The 15,555-nt window shown below is 53.1% G+C and carries 18 protein-coding genes, 2 tRNA genes and 2 other RNA genes; 12 read left to right on the top strand and 10 right to left on the bottom strand.

Going from position 1 to position 15,555, the window contains the following annotated elements; genetic code table 11:
- Positions 1-232 precede the first annotated feature (232 nt).
- The gene (locus ACT3IC_RS00945; protein WP_156654265.1) at positions 233-1,726 is read left to right on the top strand and encodes an alanine/glycine:cation symporter family protein; all 1,494 of its coding nucleotides are present in this window, start codon (positions 233-235) and stop codon (positions 1,724-1,726) included.
- 174 nt (positions 1,727-1,900) lie between these two features.
- On the opposite strand, the gene ACT3IC_RS00940 is transcribed toward ACT3IC_RS00945, so the two are convergent.
- From ACT3IC_RS00940 to ACT3IC_RS00920, 5 genes are all read right to left on the bottom strand, one after another.
- Positions 1,901-2,037, bottom strand: a non-coding RNA gene (locus ACT3IC_RS00940) — RtT sRNA.
- Positions 2,038-2,083: 46 nt separating this feature from the next.
- Positions 2,084-2,220: non-coding RNA, RtT sRNA (locus tag ACT3IC_RS00935), on the bottom strand.
- A gap of 45 nt (positions 2,221-2,265) precedes the next feature.
- Positions 2,266-2,353 (bottom strand) — tRNA-Ser (locus tag ACT3IC_RS00930).
- A 146-nt stretch (positions 2,354-2,499) separates the two neighbouring features.
- The gene (locus ACT3IC_RS00925; protein ID WP_103179037.1) at positions 2,500-3,177 is read right to left on the bottom strand and encodes an isochorismatase family protein; all 678 of its coding nucleotides are present in this window, start codon (positions 3,175-3,177) and stop codon (positions 2,500-2,502) included.
- Between the two features lie 20 nt (positions 3,178-3,197).
- The gene (locus ACT3IC_RS00920; protein ID WP_103179038.1) at positions 3,198-4,058 is read right to left on the bottom strand and encodes a pirin family protein; all 861 of its coding nucleotides are present in this window, start codon (positions 4,056-4,058) and stop codon (positions 3,198-3,200) included.
- A 110-nt stretch (positions 4,059-4,168) separates the two neighbouring features.
- On the opposite strand from ACT3IC_RS00920, the gene ACT3IC_RS00915 reads away from it, so the two are divergent.
- Positions 4,169-5,074: a LysR family transcriptional regulator gene (locus ACT3IC_RS00915; protein ID WP_103179039.1), complete on the top strand. Its 906-nt coding sequence runs from the start codon at positions 4,169-4,171 to the stop codon at positions 5,072-5,074.
- 278 nt (positions 5,075-5,352) lie between these two features.
- Here ACT3IC_RS00915 and ACT3IC_RS00910 read toward each other — a convergent pair.
- Positions 5,353-5,440, bottom strand: a tRNA-Ser gene (locus tag ACT3IC_RS00910).
- A gap of 228 nt (positions 5,441-5,668) precedes the next feature.
- On the opposite strand from ACT3IC_RS00910, the gene ghrA reads away from it, so the two are divergent.
- From ghrA to ACT3IC_RS00890, 4 genes are all read left to right on the top strand, one after another.
- On the top strand, positions 5,669-6,607 hold the full coding sequence (gene ghrA / locus ACT3IC_RS00905; RefSeq protein ID WP_473475805.1) for a glyoxylate/hydroxypyruvate reductase GhrA: 939 nt from the start codon (positions 5,669-5,671) through the stop codon (positions 6,605-6,607).
- A gap of 83 nt (positions 6,608-6,690) precedes the next feature.
- The gene (locus ACT3IC_RS00900; protein ID WP_159339156.1) at positions 6,691-7,428 is read left to right on the top strand and encodes a phosphatase; all 738 of its coding nucleotides are present in this window, start codon (positions 6,691-6,693) and stop codon (positions 7,426-7,428) included.
- 20 nt (positions 7,429-7,448) lie between these two features.
- Positions 7,449-8,003: a TorD/DmsD family molecular chaperone gene (locus ACT3IC_RS00895; RefSeq protein ID WP_159339155.1), complete on the top strand. Its 555-nt coding sequence runs from the start codon at positions 7,449-7,451 to the stop codon at positions 8,001-8,003.
- A gap of 96 nt (positions 8,004-8,099) precedes the next feature.
- Positions 8,100-8,582: a DUF1097 domain-containing protein gene (locus ACT3IC_RS00890; protein ID WP_201304715.1), complete on the top strand. Its 483-nt coding sequence runs from the start codon at positions 8,100-8,102 to the stop codon at positions 8,580-8,582.
- Positions 8,583-8,624: 42 nt separating this feature from the next.
- On the opposite strand, the gene csgG is transcribed toward ACT3IC_RS00890, so the two are convergent.
- From csgG to csgD, 4 genes are read right to left on the bottom strand one after another with little or no spacing between them, the layout of a single operon-like run.
- On the bottom strand, positions 8,625-9,458 hold the full coding sequence (csgG, locus tag ACT3IC_RS00885) for a curli production assembly/transport protein CsgG (protein WP_039032323.1): 834 nt from the start codon (positions 9,456-9,458) through the stop codon (positions 8,625-8,627).
- Positions 9,459-9,484: 26 nt separating this feature from the next.
- Entirely contained in the window at positions 9,485-9,898 is a 414-nt protein-coding gene (gene csgF / locus ACT3IC_RS00880; RefSeq protein ID WP_103179044.1) for a curli production assembly/transport protein CsgF, read from the bottom strand.
- 13 nt (positions 9,899-9,911) lie between these two features.
- Positions 9,912-10,301, bottom strand: a complete 390-nt coding sequence (gene csgE / locus ACT3IC_RS00875) for a curli production assembly/transport protein CsgE (RefSeq protein WP_103179045.1) — start codon at positions 10,299-10,301, stop codon at positions 9,912-9,914.
- 4 nt (positions 10,302-10,305) lie between these two features.
- A complete protein-coding gene (gene csgD, locus ACT3IC_RS00870; protein ID WP_103179046.1) occupies positions 10,306-10,956 on the bottom strand; it encodes a biofilm master transcriptional regulator CsgD in 651 nt (216 codons plus the stop codon).
- Positions 10,957-11,702: 746 nt separating this feature from the next.
- Here csgD and csgB point away from each other — a divergent pair.
- The 6 genes from csgB to ACT3IC_RS00840 all read left to right on the top strand — a co-directional run bounded on the left by csgB (position 11,703) and on the right by ACT3IC_RS00840 (position 15,534).
- Positions 11,703-12,152 (top strand): curli minor subunit CsgB, encoded by a 450-nt coding sequence (gene csgB, locus ACT3IC_RS00865; RefSeq protein WP_103179047.1) that lies wholly within the window; start codon positions 11,703-11,705, stop codon positions 12,150-12,152.
- Positions 12,153-12,192: 40 nt separating this feature from the next.
- Complete coding sequence (gene csgA, locus ACT3IC_RS00860) at positions 12,193-12,642, top strand: curli major subunit CsgA (protein WP_473475798.1); 450 nt, start codon at positions 12,193-12,195, stop codon at positions 12,640-12,642.
- Between the two features lie 61 nt (positions 12,643-12,703).
- Positions 12,704-13,030, top strand: a complete 327-nt coding sequence (gene csgC / locus ACT3IC_RS00855; protein ID WP_103179049.1) for a curli assembly chaperone CsgC — start codon at positions 12,704-12,706, stop codon at positions 13,028-13,030.
- Positions 13,031-13,184: 154 nt separating this feature from the next.
- Positions 13,185-13,487: a type 1 fimbrial protein gene (locus ACT3IC_RS00850; RefSeq protein WP_233210502.1), complete on the top strand. Its 303-nt coding sequence runs from the start codon at positions 13,185-13,187 to the stop codon at positions 13,485-13,487.
- An 84-nt stretch (positions 13,488-13,571) separates the two neighbouring features.
- Positions 13,572-14,114, top strand: coding sequence for an O-acetyl-ADP-ribose deacetylase (gene ymdB, locus ACT3IC_RS00845; protein ID WP_103823683.1), 543 nt, complete (start codon positions 13,572-13,574; stop codon positions 14,112-14,114).
- On the top strand, positions 14,050-15,534 hold the full coding sequence (locus ACT3IC_RS00840; RefSeq protein WP_201304722.1) for a phospholipase D family protein: 1,485 nt from the start codon (positions 14,050-14,052) through the stop codon (positions 15,532-15,534). Before ymdB ends, ACT3IC_RS00840 begins: the two co-directional genes overlap by 65 nt.
- Positions 15,535-15,555 lie beyond the last annotated feature (21 nt).

The following is a 15,555-nucleotide window of genomic DNA, read 5'->3' as shown; positions in this document are numbered from 1 at the left end:
AGAAGTGTGATATTAAATCATAATATCCACAAAATATGTATGAAAATCATGAGCAGGCTAATTATAAATAATCAATTAAACGTGAATGTTGTCACAATTCATTACTGCCACGCGAATATTAAGTTGGTCTCTTTCGGGCTATTATCTATGTTTCGTAGTAATCCAAACACAATTCTATAAAGAAACTTCCAGGGAATCCGTTTTCTCTGGACCATCACGCTGAGGGCCATACATGAACGAACTGGTTGGTGCAATTAATGGTGTTATCTGGAGCCCGGCGTTAATATTTTTATGCCTGGGTGTCGGCCTCTATTTCTCACTGCGTAGTCGCTTTCTGCAATTACGCCATGTTAAACATATGGTCGCGCTGATGTTTCAGGGGCGCGCCACCGATGCAGGGGTGTCGTCGTTTCAGGCACTGACGATGACGCTGGCAGGACGTGTGGGGACCGGGAATATTGCCGGCGTAGCGACCGCCATTACCTTTGGTGGTCCTGGCGCGCTGTTCTGGATGTGGATGGTAGCCTTTTTGGGTGCCAGCTCTGCTTTTGTTGAATCCACGCTGGGTCAGGTTTATAAAGAGAAAATTAACGGTGAATATCGTGGCGGTCCTGCCTTTTATATTGAAAAAGGGCTGGGCGTAAAATGGTATGCATGGTTATTTGCTGTAGTGACTATTTTCTCCTGCGGCTTATTACTTCCAGGCGTACAGGCAAACTCTATTGGTGCCAGCCTGGATATTGCCTTCGGACTTAATCCGAATGTTACCGCCGCAATATTGGCCATACTGTTAAGCTTCATTATTTTCGGTGGTGTAAAAAGGATCGCCAGCTTTAGCAGCATGGTCGTTCCTTTTATGGCGCTCGGTTATATTATTGTGGCCTGCGTTATTATCGCCATTAATATTGAACAGCTTCCTTCCGTTATTCTGCTGATCTGGAAAAGTGCATTTGGCCTCGAAGCGGGCTTTGGCGCCGTTCTGGGGCAGGCGATCATGTGGGGCGTTAAGCGCGGGGTTTATTCCAACGAAGCGGCGCAGGGTACAGGGCCACATGCGTCATCAGCGGCCGAAGTCAGTCATCCGGCGAAACAGGGGCTGGTTCAGGCTTTCTCAGTCTATATCGACACGCTGTTCGTCTGCTCCGCTACCGGCTTTATGCTGTTGATCACCGGCTTGTATAATGTTCAGGGCGTTGATGGCGCGGCAATCTACACCGGCATCGCAGGTGTGGCAGCAGGCCCTGGCTATGTGCAGACCGCGATGGAAAGTATGATGCCTGGTTTTGGTAACTACTTTGTCGCCATTGCGCTGTTCTTCTTTGCCTTCACCACTATTATTGCCTACTACTATATTGCTGAAACAAATATTGCCTTTATCAACCGCAAAATTAACCGCCCATGGCTGACGTTCTTGCTGAAAATATTCCTGTTAACCTCCACGGTATATGGCACCGTGCGTACTGCGGAGCTGGCATGGGGTCTGGGCGATATTGGGGTCGGGTTGATGGCGTGGCTTAACATTATTGCAATTGTTCTTTTACATAAAAAAGCATTTGCCAGCCTTAAAGATTATGAAACGCAGAAAGCGCAAGGTATCGATCCGCAATTTGACCCGATCCGGCTTGGGATTAAAAATGCCGATCACTGGGTTAAGGAACGTAAAGATGAAAAAGGTGTGAACCCGGATCAGACATCTTCTCTGCCGGGAGGCCGTACAATAAGCTGATGGCGCGAAAAAAGCCCGTACGAAAGTACGGGCTTTTTTTTAATAGCGTAGGGAGGGGGGATTGACTCGCTGTCGCCAGTTGTCGAACCCCGGTCGGGGGTTCTCATCCCCCTACAGGCATGCAACATGCGAAAAAAAAAAGCCCGTATTTTCATGCGAGCTCTTCTTTAAATATGGCGGTGAGGGGGGGATTGACTCGCTGCGCTCGCCCTACGGGCAGCCCACTCACTGCGTTCGCGGTCTGTCCAACTGGCTGCGCCAGTTGTCGAACCCCGGTCGGGGATTCTCATCCCCCCCCACAGGCGAGCAACATGCGAAAAAAAAGCCCGCATTTGCATGCGAGCTCTTCTTTAAATATGGCGGTGAGGGGGGGATTGACTCGCTGCGCTCGCCCTACGGGCAGCCCACTCACTGCGTTCGCGGTCTGTCCAACTGGCTGCGCCAGTTGTCGAACCCCGGTCGGGGATTCTCATCCCCCCCACAGGCGAGCAACATGCGAAAAAAAAGCCCGCATTTGCATGCGAGCTCTTCTTTAAATATGGCGGTGAGGGGGGGATTCGAACCCCCGATACGTTGCCGTATACACACTTTCCAGGCGTGCTCCTTCAGCCACTCGGACACCTCACCATATTGTTTTGCTGCCTTTCCTCTCGGGGGCAACGGGGCGCTACTATAGGGAGTCAGGCTAAAACGGTCAAGCAGATTTTCTGCTTTACTGCGCGTTCGGTTAAGCAATAAGCAGCTCCACGGTTTTCAGGCCGTGGAGCGGGCGATTAGCGCTGTGAATCGAGTGCTTCCCCGTTCTTTACGACCTCTTGCGCTTTACCGTAGCTTTCAATCAGCAGCTGATAAGCCGGGAAGATATGGGTATAGACTTCTGCCCACTGCGATGCATCTTCACGATTCCAGGTGCGCTGGATCTCCGAGGCGACGGCGGCGGTATCCATCGGTACGACGCCAGCCTGGACGATACGCGCCAGGGTAATCTCCTGCGCCATTTTGCTGTAAGTGCCTGACGCATCGATCACCGCAAACACCTTATAGCCGTCGGCCACCGCGCTGATCGACGGGAAGGCCATGCAGACGCTGGTAATGGTACCGGCGATAATCAGCGTCTTGCGCCCGGTCGCCTTCACAGCAGCGACGAAGTCCGGATTATCCCAGGCGTTAATCTCACCCTTACGCGCCACGTACTGCGCATGGGGTGCATTGGCGTGGATCTCCGGGATCAGCGGCCCGTTTGGCCCTTGCGGTACGGAGGCAGTGGTGATCACCGGGATATTCGCAAGAGTAGCGATTTTTGCCAGCGCCGCGGCGCGGGCACGCAGTTCCGGCATCGGCATATCACCCACGGTCTGGAACAGGCCGCTCTGGTGATCGATAAGCAACATCACCGCATCATCGACATCAATGGCCGGACGGGCGCCGTTAAAGTTAGCAGGGGTAGACATGATTCTCTCCTTTATTACCTTCAGATCTGGCCGAAGCGGCCGGAATTGAAATCGCGAACGGCTTCGGCGATTTCGCTTTTACTGTTCATCACAAACGGGCCGTAGCCGACGATGGGTTCATTCAGCGGCTCCCCGGCCATCAGCAGCACTTTGGCATCGCTGCTGGCTTCCAGATGCAGCTTCTCCCCTTGCTGGCTCAGTACCACCAGCTGGGCTTCACCTGCCTGTGCGACGCCGTTCACCGTCACGCTGCCCTCCAGCACCACCAGCGCGGTGCTCCAGCCCTCAGGTTGGCTGAGCGTAAGATGGCTACCCTGATGCAGGGCGATGTCCCAGACGTTCAGCGGGGAGTAACTGTGCGCCGGACCGGTGGTCTCCTCGTAGCGTCCGGCGATCACCCGTAGCGATCCGCCGTCGTCAGGTAGCGTCACCACCGGGATCTGACGTTTTGTGATGCTCTGATAGCCCGGCGCCGTCATCTTGTCCTTCGCGGGCAGGTTGACCCACAGCTGCAACATTTTTAGTTCCCCTCCGTTTTGCGCAAAGGCCCTGGAGTGGAACTCCTCATGTAAAATGCCGGAGCCTGCGGTCATCCACTGCACGTCACCCGGGCCAATCACGCCGCCTTTACCGGTGGAATCGCGGTGTTCAACTTCGCCGGAATAGACGATGGTCACCGTTTCAAAGCCGCGGTGCGGGTGATGGCCCACGCCGCGTTTCGCGCCATCCGCCGGGAACGAGTAAGGCCCGGCGTAATCCAGCAGTAAAAATGGGCTCAGTGGCTCACCATGGGTCTGGTATGAAAACATCGAACGCACCGGAAAACCGTCGCCAACCCAGTGCGGCCGGGGTGCGGTATAAATGCCTGTTACGTTTTTCATCGGTTTCTCCTGATGTTCTGTTGATGTAATTAGCTTATATTCAGGGTTAATATTCCGGTAGATAGTGAAAATGACATGCACTGTTCCATTTATGGAACGATGAGGACGTTATGCAGGATCTCAATGATTTCGCGTGGTTTGTCAAAGTGGTCGAGTACGGCGGTTTCGCGGCAGCCGGGCGGGCGCTCGATCTGCCAAAATCCCGGCTCAGCCGACGGATTGCCCAACTGGAGGCACGGCTTGGGGTACGTCTGATCCAGCGGACAACGCGGCAGTTTACGGTTACTGAAGTGGGGCAGACCTTCTATCAACACTGCAAGGCGATGCTGATAGAAGCCGAGGCAGCGGAGGAGGCGGTCGCGGCCTTGCAGGCGGAACCGCGTGGCCTGGTGCGGATCACCTGTCCGGTCACGCTGCTGCACGTCCACGTCGGGCCGATGCTGGCTAAGTTTATGGCGCATTACCCCGGTATTAATCTGCAGCTTGAGGCGACCAACCGGCGGGTGGATCTGGTGGCGGAGGGTGTTGATATCGCCATCCGTGTGCGTCCTCGCCCATTTGATGACAGCGATCTGGTGTTGCGGGTGCTTGCCGACAGAGGGCACTGCCTGGTGGCGAGTCCGCAGTTGATCCAGCGTCTGGGTGTGCCGGCCACGCCATCGGAGCTCAGCGCCTGGCCGGGCCTGAGTCTGGGGGAGGGGAGACAGGTTCATAAGTGGGCGCTAAGCGGGCCGGAGGGGGCAAAAGCGGAGATCCATTTTCAGCCGCGCCTGATGACCACCGATATGCTGGCGCTGCGGGAGGCGGCGATAGCGGGCGTGGGGCTGGTGCAGTTACCCATTTTGATGGTCAAAGAGCAACTGGCGTCCGGGACATTAATAAAAGTGCTGGAAGAGTGGGAGCCACGCCGGGAAGTGATCCATGCGGTCTATCCCTCCCGGCGCGGGCTGTTGCCGTCAGTCAGGACGCTGGTGGATTTTTTGACCGGGGAGTATGCGCGGATGGTGGAGGAGTGAGGCCGGGTTTGGGTTTCGTAGGTCGGGTAAGCCTGGCGCCACCCGACGCTTCCAGAGCGCGCGGTATTGCATTAAGGCAAAATGCCTGATGGCGCTGCGCTTATCAGGCCTACGGAATCGAGGCTGGATTTGGGTTTCGTAGGTCGGGTAAGCGTAGCGCCACCCGACATGTACTGGCTGTCGCCAGTTGTCGAACCCCGGTCGAGGGTTCTCATCCCCCCAGCGGAGAATATAAAAGAAAAAAGCCCGTACTTTCGTACGAGCTCTTATCTCGAATATGGCGGTGAGGGGGGGATTCGAACCCCCGATACGTTGCCGTATACACACTTTCCAGGCGTGCTCCTTCAGCCACTCGGACACCTCACCATATTGTCATCCCGTTGTTGCTGGGACGGGCGCTAATGTAAGGAAAAGCCTGACTTACGTCAATCAACTTTTTCAGTAAATTAGCGCGTTCAGACAAACTTCAGCCAACATGATTTTTAATTGCGCTGAAAGTGCCTTTTTTATCAGCAACGACCGCACTCGCAAAATTTGTTATGCTGCAATCCAGTTGATAATGAACATAAAACAGCGCAACAGAAGGCAATCGCAATGGATATTATTTTTTATCACCCAACATTTGATAACGCTTACTGGATAAAAACACTTTCGGCGGCGCTGCCAGGCGCCCGGGTTCGGGAGTGGAAGCGCGGCGATAACGAACCCGCAGATTATGCGCTGGTGTGGCACCCACCGGTTGAGATGCTGCAGGGGCGAAACCTGAAAGCGGTGTTTGCCCTTGGGGCAGGGGTGGACTCTATCCTCAGCAAGCTCAAGGCGCACCCGGAAATGCTGGCGGAGTCGATCCCCCTGTTTCGCCTGGAAGATACCGGCATGGGCCAGCAGATGCAGGAGTATGCGGTCAGCCAGGTGCTGCACTGGTTCCGCCGCTTTGACGATTATCAGGCGCTGAAACAGCAGGCCCGCTGGGAGCCGCTGGCCGACTATCAGCGCGAAGATTTTACTATCGGGATCCTCGGGGCCGGGGTGTTGGGATCGAAAGTGGCCGAAGCGCTGGCACCGTGGGGCTTCCCGCTGCGCTGCTGGAGCCGCACCCGCAAGCACTACCCTGGCGTCACCAGCTTTGCCGGGAAGGAAGAGTTACCGCAGTTTTTAGACGGCACGCGGGTGCTGATTAACCTGCTGCCGAATACGGCTGAGACGGTTGGGATCATTAATAAGGCGCTCATCAACCAGCTGGCGGACAACAGCTACCTGATGAACCTGGCGCGTGGCGTACACGTGGTGGAAGCCGATCTGCTGGCGGTGCTGGAGAGCGGCAAGCTGAAAGGCGCGATGCTGGATGTCTACAGCAAAGAGCCGTTACCGGCGGACAATCCCCTGTGGGCGCACCCGCGCGTGGCCATGACGCCCCACATTGCGGCGGTGACGCGTCCGGCAGAAGCCATCGACTATATCGCCCGCACCATCTCGCAGCTGGAGAAGGGCGAACAGGTTACCGGGCAGGTCGACAGACAGCGCGGTTACTGAGTTATACCCGGCGATTGCCGGGTTTTTGCTGATAAACGCCCGTGATAACTGCTATCCTTTGGGAAACACGAGAGGAGAGAACGATGTACCCCGTTGACCTGCATATGCACACCGTCGCCAGTACCCACGCCTACAGCAACCTTCATGACTACATCGCCCAGGCAAAACAAAAAAACATTAAGCTCTTTGCGATCACCGATCATGGTCCGGATATGGCGGATGCGCCGCACTACTGGCACTTTGTGAACATGCGCATCTGGCCGCGGGTGGTGGATGGCGTCGGGATCCTGCGCGGCATAGAGGCCAACATCAAAAATACCCAGGGCGACATTGACTGTACCGGCCCGATGCTCACCTCTCTGGATCTGATCCTCGCTGGTTTCCATGAGCCGGTTTTCGCACCTCAGGATCAAGCCTCCCATACCGAGGCGATGATCGCCACTATCGCCAGCGGTAACGTACATATCATCAGCCATCCGGGGAACCCGAAATACCCGATTGATATCCAGGCGGTCGCGCAGGCGGCGGCGGAGCATCGCGTGGCGCTGGAGATCAACAACTCCTCCTTTATTCACTCCCGTAAAGGGAGCGAAGCAAACTGCCGGGCAGTGGCAGCTGCGGTGAAGGAGGCGGGTGGCTATGTGGCGCTGGGCTCCGATTCCCATACCGCCTTCACGCTGGGCGATTTTAGCGAATGCCGCAAAATCCTCGACGCGGTGGACTTCCCGGAAGATCGCATCCTGAACGTCTCCCCGCGCCGGCTACTCGATTTCCTGGCGTCGCGTGGCATGGCGCCAATCAATGAATTTGCTGATTTTTAACTGTGTAATGGACTAAATAAATGAATGAGTTTTCCATCCTCTGTCGCGTACTGGGTTCTCTCTATTATCGCCAGCCGCAGGATCCGCTGCTGGTGCCGCTGTTTACCTTGATCCGCGAAGGCAAGCTGGCCCAGAATTGGCCGCTTGAGCAGGATGAATTGTTGCTGCGTCTGCAAAACAGCTGCGACATGCAGCAGGTCGCCGCCGACTACAATGCGCTGTTTGTTGGCGAGGAGTGCCGCGTGCCGCCGTATCGCTCTGCCTGGGAAGAAGGCGCTACCGAAGCCGAAGTACGCGCATTTCTCTCTGAACGCGGGATGCCGTTGACCGATACCCCAGCCGACCATCTCGGCACGCTGCTGCTGGCGGCGTCGTGGATTGAAGATCATGCGGCGGAAGATGAAAACGAGGCGCTGGAAACCCTCTTCGGGGAGTATATCCTGCCCTGGTGCGGGACGTTCCTCGGGAAGGTTGAAGCGCACGCCACCTCGTCCTTCTGGCGTACCATGGCCCCACTGACTCGCGATGCCATTGCCGCGATGTGGGATGAGCTACAGGAAGAGAATGAAGAGTGATTTAGATCACTATCTGTATGTAACAGCAAATCTCAATCTGCATATTATGTGTTCCTGATCTCATTTCATGGCCGCGTATCTGTTAAGATGCGCGCCATGAACATTCTACTTTCTATCGCAATCACGACAGGCATCCTCTCCGGTTTATGGGGCTGGGTTGCCGTCTCTCTCGGACTCCTCAGTTGGGCGGGCTTCCTTGGCTGCACGGCCTATTTCGCCTGCCCGCAGGGGGGCGTGAAGGGGCTGTTTATCTCGGCCTGTACGCTGATGAGCGGCGTGGCGTGGGCGATGATTATCATCCACGGCAGCGCGCTGGCACCCCATCTGGAAATCGTTGGCTACGTTATGACCGGCGTGGTGGCGTTTTTGATGTGTATCCAGGCGAAACATCTGCTGCTCTCGTTTGTGCCCGGCACCTTTATGGGCGCCTGCGCCACTTTTGCAGGGCAGGGGGAGTGGCGGCTGGTGGTGCCTTCGCTGGCGCTGGGACTGGTGTTTGGCTACGCCATGAAAAACAGCGGCCTGTGGCTGGCGGCGCGCAGGGAGAAAACGCGAAACGTCACGGCGTTGAGCGAATAAAAAAGGCGAGACCAGGGTCTCGCCTTTTTAATGCGCTTTCTGTCAGGATTCTGGCGGCGTCGACATCTCGCGGTATTTCACCAGAATATCGTTTTTCACTTCATTTTTGTTTTGCAGGTCCCACAATCCGCGATCGATACCGTCGTTAATCAGGAAGATCACCCCGGTTTCGATAGCAGACATCAGGCAGAGCATGACCGGCTCGTTAGAGGTATAACCGATTTCGCCCTCCAGCAGACGCTGGTAGTCGATGAAACGGAACACCCCGGCCTGCACTTCATACGAGAGAATGGTTTTGCTGGTGGTCACGGACGACAAAATTTCGCCGGTACTGACGTTGACCACACGCAGGTTCACCGCAATCTGGTCAAGCTGGTACTGCGTATCGCCGCCAATACCGAAATACCGGGCCCCCACACCGCCCGATTTCACGTTACTTTCGTAGCCGATAATCGAACCTTCAACCATCACGTTCGCCGCCGTGAGCGAATGCAACGGAATACGGTTGTTCATTGCCACGGTACCGTTATCCTGCGCAGCACGAATGATCTTACGTTCGTTGAGCAGGTTTTGCAGCCCCTGACGTTCCAGAGGAATAAACCAGCGAGAATCTTTTAACGCAGTGACCAGCATGGCGGTGGCGCTTTGCGGTACAGCCGTTGAGAAGTTACTTGCCGGATACGGTTTAAACTGCCCGGTTTCATCCTGAATATTATAAACCGACACGTAGATCTTACCCGTTGGCAATGGCAATTTGGTTAAATCACGATAGCTCTGGGCGCGAGGCATTAATGTCGGTTTCGCTGCTTCTTTCGGAGGAGCAGTTAAACAGCCGCTCAATAAGCACACTGCAACAAGGAGGAGAAAGCGCTGCATGATTATTATCCTTATCTCGACATTATTTAAAAGTCGGTAGAACCGCTTTGCAAGCCAGCAACCTGAATGGTGGACGTTTTCCCCGTTTTGCGGTCTGTCACGTTCAGCTGCATTTGTCCGTCCGCATTAGCGATGTCGACTATAAAGTCGCTGGTCACCATACGGCCGGGTTTGCCGGTGTTAATATTGGTCAGCAGCCCGCCCAGAACCTGGGCCTGGATTGCCTGGGTAAAGTTATCCAGCGCGCTCGGGGTTTCAAACCCGAAGTCGTCAGAATTTGGATCCGTATAAGAGTTTTGTGCCTGGGCCGAGTTTAAAAGAAAAGAACCGTTATTAGGGTTTCCACCAAAGTTCGGGTTGCGGAACTGGAAGGTCATATTTCCGGCCCAACTCAGAGATGGAATAAGCATTAAAGCTACAACTGCATGGACAACACGCATGGATGCCTCCGAATTAAAATTCGTCTGGTGCTAAATCGCCCGTACCCAGCAGAGCTTTATCGATCTGCAGGCGATTTAATGCCTCTTCGGTTTGAGCCAGAGCAAAGACCACATTTTTATCCAGGTCAGTTTTCGTGGGGTATAAAAAGGTCTGGAAAATAACGTCCTGATTAACCGTTATGGTGATCCAGCTTCCCCAACGTGCGCTGGGCCGTTCACTGATAGTTAAGTTACCGGGATAATCACTTTCCCATTTGTCGCTGAAGCCGCGATAAAAAGCATGGCCGACTGCGGAGACGGTGTGGTCAGTTAACAATCCCGGGATCTCTACTTCAACCGCATGAAGATTCCCGGCAGCAAGCCATAAGCCTGCTGCGGCAATCCAACTCACTGTGCGTTTCATAGGGTTAACGCCTGAGGTTATCATTTGCCCATGAAACCGCCTGAGTCCGGTTTTTGACAGCTATCTTCTTGAAAAGATTGTAAAGATGAGTCTTAACCGTATTTTCGCTGATAAATAACGAACGGGCGATTTCATTATTTGAAGCACCGATACGTAATTTATTCAGAATCTCTTTTTCGCGGTGGGTCAGCAAAGCGGACTCTGAACTGTTATAGCGATAATTTCCGGAGTGCGTTATGAGGTAGCTGGCAAGTTTCTGTGAAAAGTAACATTCACCACGCAGAACCCCCTGCAAGCCTTCAACCACGCGGGTTTCATCCTCATTGACGTAAAAGACGCCATTGATATGTGGCCAACTTTCAATATCCCTGAAGGGGTATTCTTCGGGCGTATTTAACAACAACACACGGATATTGTTGTTTTTCCTGCTTAAAATATCTTGCCAGTATTGGATAAGTTTTTTATCCGCTTCCATCATATCGAAAAGAATAATGCTGCCAGGCGCAATGTCATCGAAAGAGCGTTGAATGCTATGCAATTTTCCGCTCAACGTTAAACTATGCTTTAAATGCTGTAGTAAAGCTGTCGCTTGTAAAGAAGGTTTGGTCACTAACAATAAACTCTGACCATGCAAGCTATGGACTTCATTAAACATGATGAAACCCCTTTTTATGAAACACCTGGCAGTTGCCCCCAATATATTATTGGGGGCACCAGAAGTACTGACAGATGTTGCACTGCTGTGTGTAGAAGAAAGACCATATCCCTTAGAGAGAAGGGAAAATTAATTCGCAATGCCGAACTTCTGTTTTCAATCTAGCTTTAACGTTTTTTAAAGCAAGTGTTAAACGTGTAACAGGATGTAAAAATCAATATTACTTTGTAAAAAATGAGTTCATGAATTGATTAGAAATCATCAAAAAGTTGTACATTAAGATATTGGTGCACACATTTTAAAAGTCATACAAATTGTATTAAGTTATTGATTTTTATAGGTCATATAAATTTTAGGCTATTAGCGATAAGGTATGAGCCAGGGCAAAACGCTAAGCCTATTTTTACAATGTGTAAACGCCTTAAGAAATCACGGACTTTGTCACGCAATCATGGATATATTCCGTTTTCTCTCTTCTGGACCAGCGAAACGGCAAATCCACGCATTTGCGGTTTTCCATTTCTGCAAAGTGAAAATGGTCCTTGCTGACCCTCTGTAAAATCGTTGTATCGCCACGGTATTTAATTTTAATTAATACTTTGGGGTGAACGAAAGAATAAAAATACAACTGGCGGGTGAGATATTAAAATTGTTTCGGCAGACATACTCTTCATCGTAACGCCGGGTTAACAAAATATTTGCTCTTGTTAACGCAGTTATTATACCACCAGGTCCAGGGTGATAACATGAAGAACAAGTTGTTATTGATGTTGACATTACTGGGTGCACCTGGATTTGTTTTCGCAGCGACTGATTTAGCTTCGGCAGAATACAATTTTGCGGTTAATGAGCTGAGTAAATCCTCATATAACCAGGCTGCAATCATTGGACAAGCTGGCGTAAATAATAACGCTAACGTTCAACAACACGGCCAGAAATTGTTGTCTGTCGTTTCTCAGGAGGGCGGAAATAATCGGGCGAACATTGATCAATCAGGGAGTTATAACCTTGCCTATATTGATCAAAAAGGGAACTCGAACAATGCGAGTATTAATCAAGGTGCATATGGTAATACCGCAGTGATTATTCAGAAAGGTTCTGGTAATAAAGCGAATATTACGCAGTACGGTACGCAAAAAACGGCAGTTGTAGTACAGAGACAGTCGCAAATGGCAATTCGCGTAATCCAACGCTAGCTATTGAGCGATAATTAATCAATCCGATGGGGGCTTTACAATGAAACTTTTAAAAGTGGTAGTAATTGCAGCAATCGTGGTTTCTGGCAGTGCTATGGCTGGTTCTGTTCCACAGTGGGGTAATAACCATGGTGGTAATGGAAATAACAACGTCAGCCCAGAATCGCTGACCGTTTATCAATATGGTGGCCGTAACAATGTGGACGCTTTGCAAAGCGATGCCCGTGGCTCTGAAATCACCGTTCGTCAGAATGGCTTCGGTAACGATGCCGATCTGTCTCAGGGTGCTGACAGCAGCGAAATCAGCCTGACCCAGCGTGGCCAGGGTAACGACGCAACCATCAGCCAGTGGAGTGGCCGTAACCTCTCTGCAACTGTAAGCCAGTCTGGTGGTCGTAACGAAGTCGATCTTCGTCAAACTATGAACGGCGCGTCTGCTAACATCACTCAGGTTGGCTTCGGCAACACCGTGACTGCTGGTCAGCACTAATACTGCCGCTGTACGTCGAAAAAACAGGGCTGAGGCCCTGTTTTTTTTTGGGGAGAAGATGATGAATACACTTTTATTACTTGCCGCGCTGACCAGTCAGATTACCTTTCAGACCACCACCGAAGGTGAGAACGTGACCATTATTCCTCAGGTGACCGTCACAGAACCGTGTTTATGCCAGGTGCAAATCCTCACCTCGCGCAGTGGCCCTGGCGGTCAGAGCACCTCGCGTCAACAAAACACCGTCTCATTACCGGCAAATAAAACGGTCAACCTTTCCCGTATGACCCTGAACTCCGGACCCAATGACAAGATAAACGTCATTGTGACGGTCTCGGATGGTAAGTCGTTGCATCTGTCGCAACAGTGGCCTCCGTCGAAAGCCTGATGTTCAAAATATTCATGAAATCAATATATTAATTAAAGTAGCGCGGATGTTATTCCATTGTTATTCTCATGTTGCTGGTGTCGCCGATGCCAGTCGACAGCCCTTCATGAGGGGCGTTGTTTAAGCGTCAGGGACGATATCAATGAGGATTACAATGATGGTTTCGTCCCATATCACCCTGGCCGCAGCCTTTGTTGCTGCGGTTACGCTTACGCCAGTCTGCACGGCCAATGTTATCCATTTTATCGGCCGGATTGTCGAAGAGCCTTGTAACATCACCCCTGATGCGCGCGCCTTAACCGTCTCCTGTCCGCAAAATAATAGAATGTCTGTTCAACAGGTCAGCTATAAAGAGGCGCTTGACGGCAGGGTGAATGCCGCAGATCTCGCCACTGTCAGCATGAAGTACATCAACCCGGAAAAATCGCTCGCCATCGTGCAGGTTGATTACCGCTGAGGCAGGGCCGTTTTCTGTCAACCGGACTTCCACAACCCAACCTCTGCGATACACTTAAGAAAAAACGGTATGCAGAGGTTGATTATGTACTCCCGAATTGAAGTCTTTCATGGTGATATCACCACGCTGCATGTGGATGTGGTCGTTAACGCAGCCAATCCTTCATTAATGGGCGGTGGTGGCGTGGACGGGGCTATTCATCGGGCGGCAGGACCCGCCCTGCTGGAGGCGTGTAAGCTGGTTCGCCAGCAGCAGGGCGAGTGCGCCCCGGGGCAGGCGGTGATTACGCTTGCCGGAAACCTGCCCGCCAAAGCGGTGATCCACACCGTTGGCCCCGTCTGGCATGGGGGCGAGCATCATGAAGCGCGGATCCTGGAAGAGGCCTACCGCAACAGCCTGAACCTGGCGGCGGCCAACGGTTATCAGACTCTCGCCTTCCCGGCAATCAGTACTGGCGTTTATGGCTATCCCCGCGCGGCGGCGGCTGAAATCGCCGTTAACACGGTTTCGGATTATCTCACCCTCAAGCCTCTGCCGGAGCGGGTATACTTTGTCTGCTATGATGAAGAAAATGCCCGACTATACAAGCGACTGCTTACCCAACGAGGACAGGAAACCGACGCATAACACGCGACTGGGACGCGCGATTGCACCGGTCAGCTCTTCACATCCTGGCCTTTGTGGGCTTCTCCCTCTTGATAACAGTCTTGACGCCTTCGCCTGCCGCTACCGGCTGGCGGAGATGGCGGAAAAGACGCTGGATGTGCAGTACTACATCTGGGAAGACGACATGTCTGGACGCCTGTTGTTTTCCGTCTTATTGTCCGCCGCCATGCGCGGCGTCCGCGTGCGCCTGTTGCTCGACGACAACAATACCCAGGGGCTGGACAGCATCCTGCGCCTGCTGGACGCGCATCCTAACTTTGATGTCCGGCTGTTCAATCCCTTTTCGTTCCGCTCCCTGCGCGCGCTGGGCTATCTCACCGATTTCGCCCGTCTCAATCGCCGGATGCACAACAAGAGTTTCACCGTGGACGGCGAGGTCACCATTATCGGTGGGCGAAACATCGGTGATGCCTATTTTGGCGCAGGTGAAGAGCCGCTCTTTTCCGATCTGGACGTGATGGCGACTGGCCCGGTGGTGCAGGATGTGGCCAACGATTTTGAGCGCTACTGGAACTGCGCCTCGGTCTCCACGCTCCAGCAGGTGCTGGAGCTTTCCGAGGCGGAAATTGAAGATAAAATTCATCCCCCCGAAGAGTGGTATCGCGACGACATCACCCGCCGATATCTGGATAAATTACAGTCCAGCGACTTTATTACCAATCTGGAAGCGGGCAATTTGCCGCTGATTTGGGCCAAAACCCGGCTACTCAGTGACGATCCGCGTAAAGGGCAGGGGCGGGCAAAACGGCACTCGCTGCTGCCGCAGCGCCTGATGGGGGTGATGGGCTCGCCAGTGCAGCAAATCGATATCATCTCCGCTTATTTTGTTCCGACCCGTGCAGGGGTGGCGCTGCTGCTACAGATGGTGCGCAAAGGGGTGAAAGTCGCCATCCTCACCAATTCGCTGGCAGCGAACGACGTCTCCGTTGTGCATGCCGGTTATGCCCGCTGGCGAAAAAAGCTGTTGCGCCACGGCATCGAGCTTTATGAACTAAAGCCCATTCAGGATGGCGTACCGCCGGCGCACGATCGCGGGATCACCGGGAACTCCGGCTCCAGCCTGCATGCCAAGACGTTCAGCGTCGACGGCGAGAAAGTGTTTATCGGTTCACTTAATTTTGATCCCCGTTCAACCATGCTCAATACCGAGATGGGCTTTGTCATTGAAAGCGAGAAGCTGGCAAGGATGATCCATACCCGGTTCGTGCGCAGCCAGCGCCATGAAGCCTGGCAACTCCGGCTGGATAAAATGGGCCGTCTGAACTGGATTGAGCGTAAGGACGGGAAGGAGATCGTGCATAAAAAGGAGCCCAAAACCCGCTTCTGGCAGCGGATGCTGGTGCGTCTGGCCTACTGGCTGCCGGTAGAGTGGTTGCTGTAATGACGCGCCGGTTCAGCGACC

The organism is Leclercia sp. GHBNCSD, from assembly GCF_055805075.1.
This window is presented reverse-complemented; position numbering and strand designations above follow the sequence as displayed.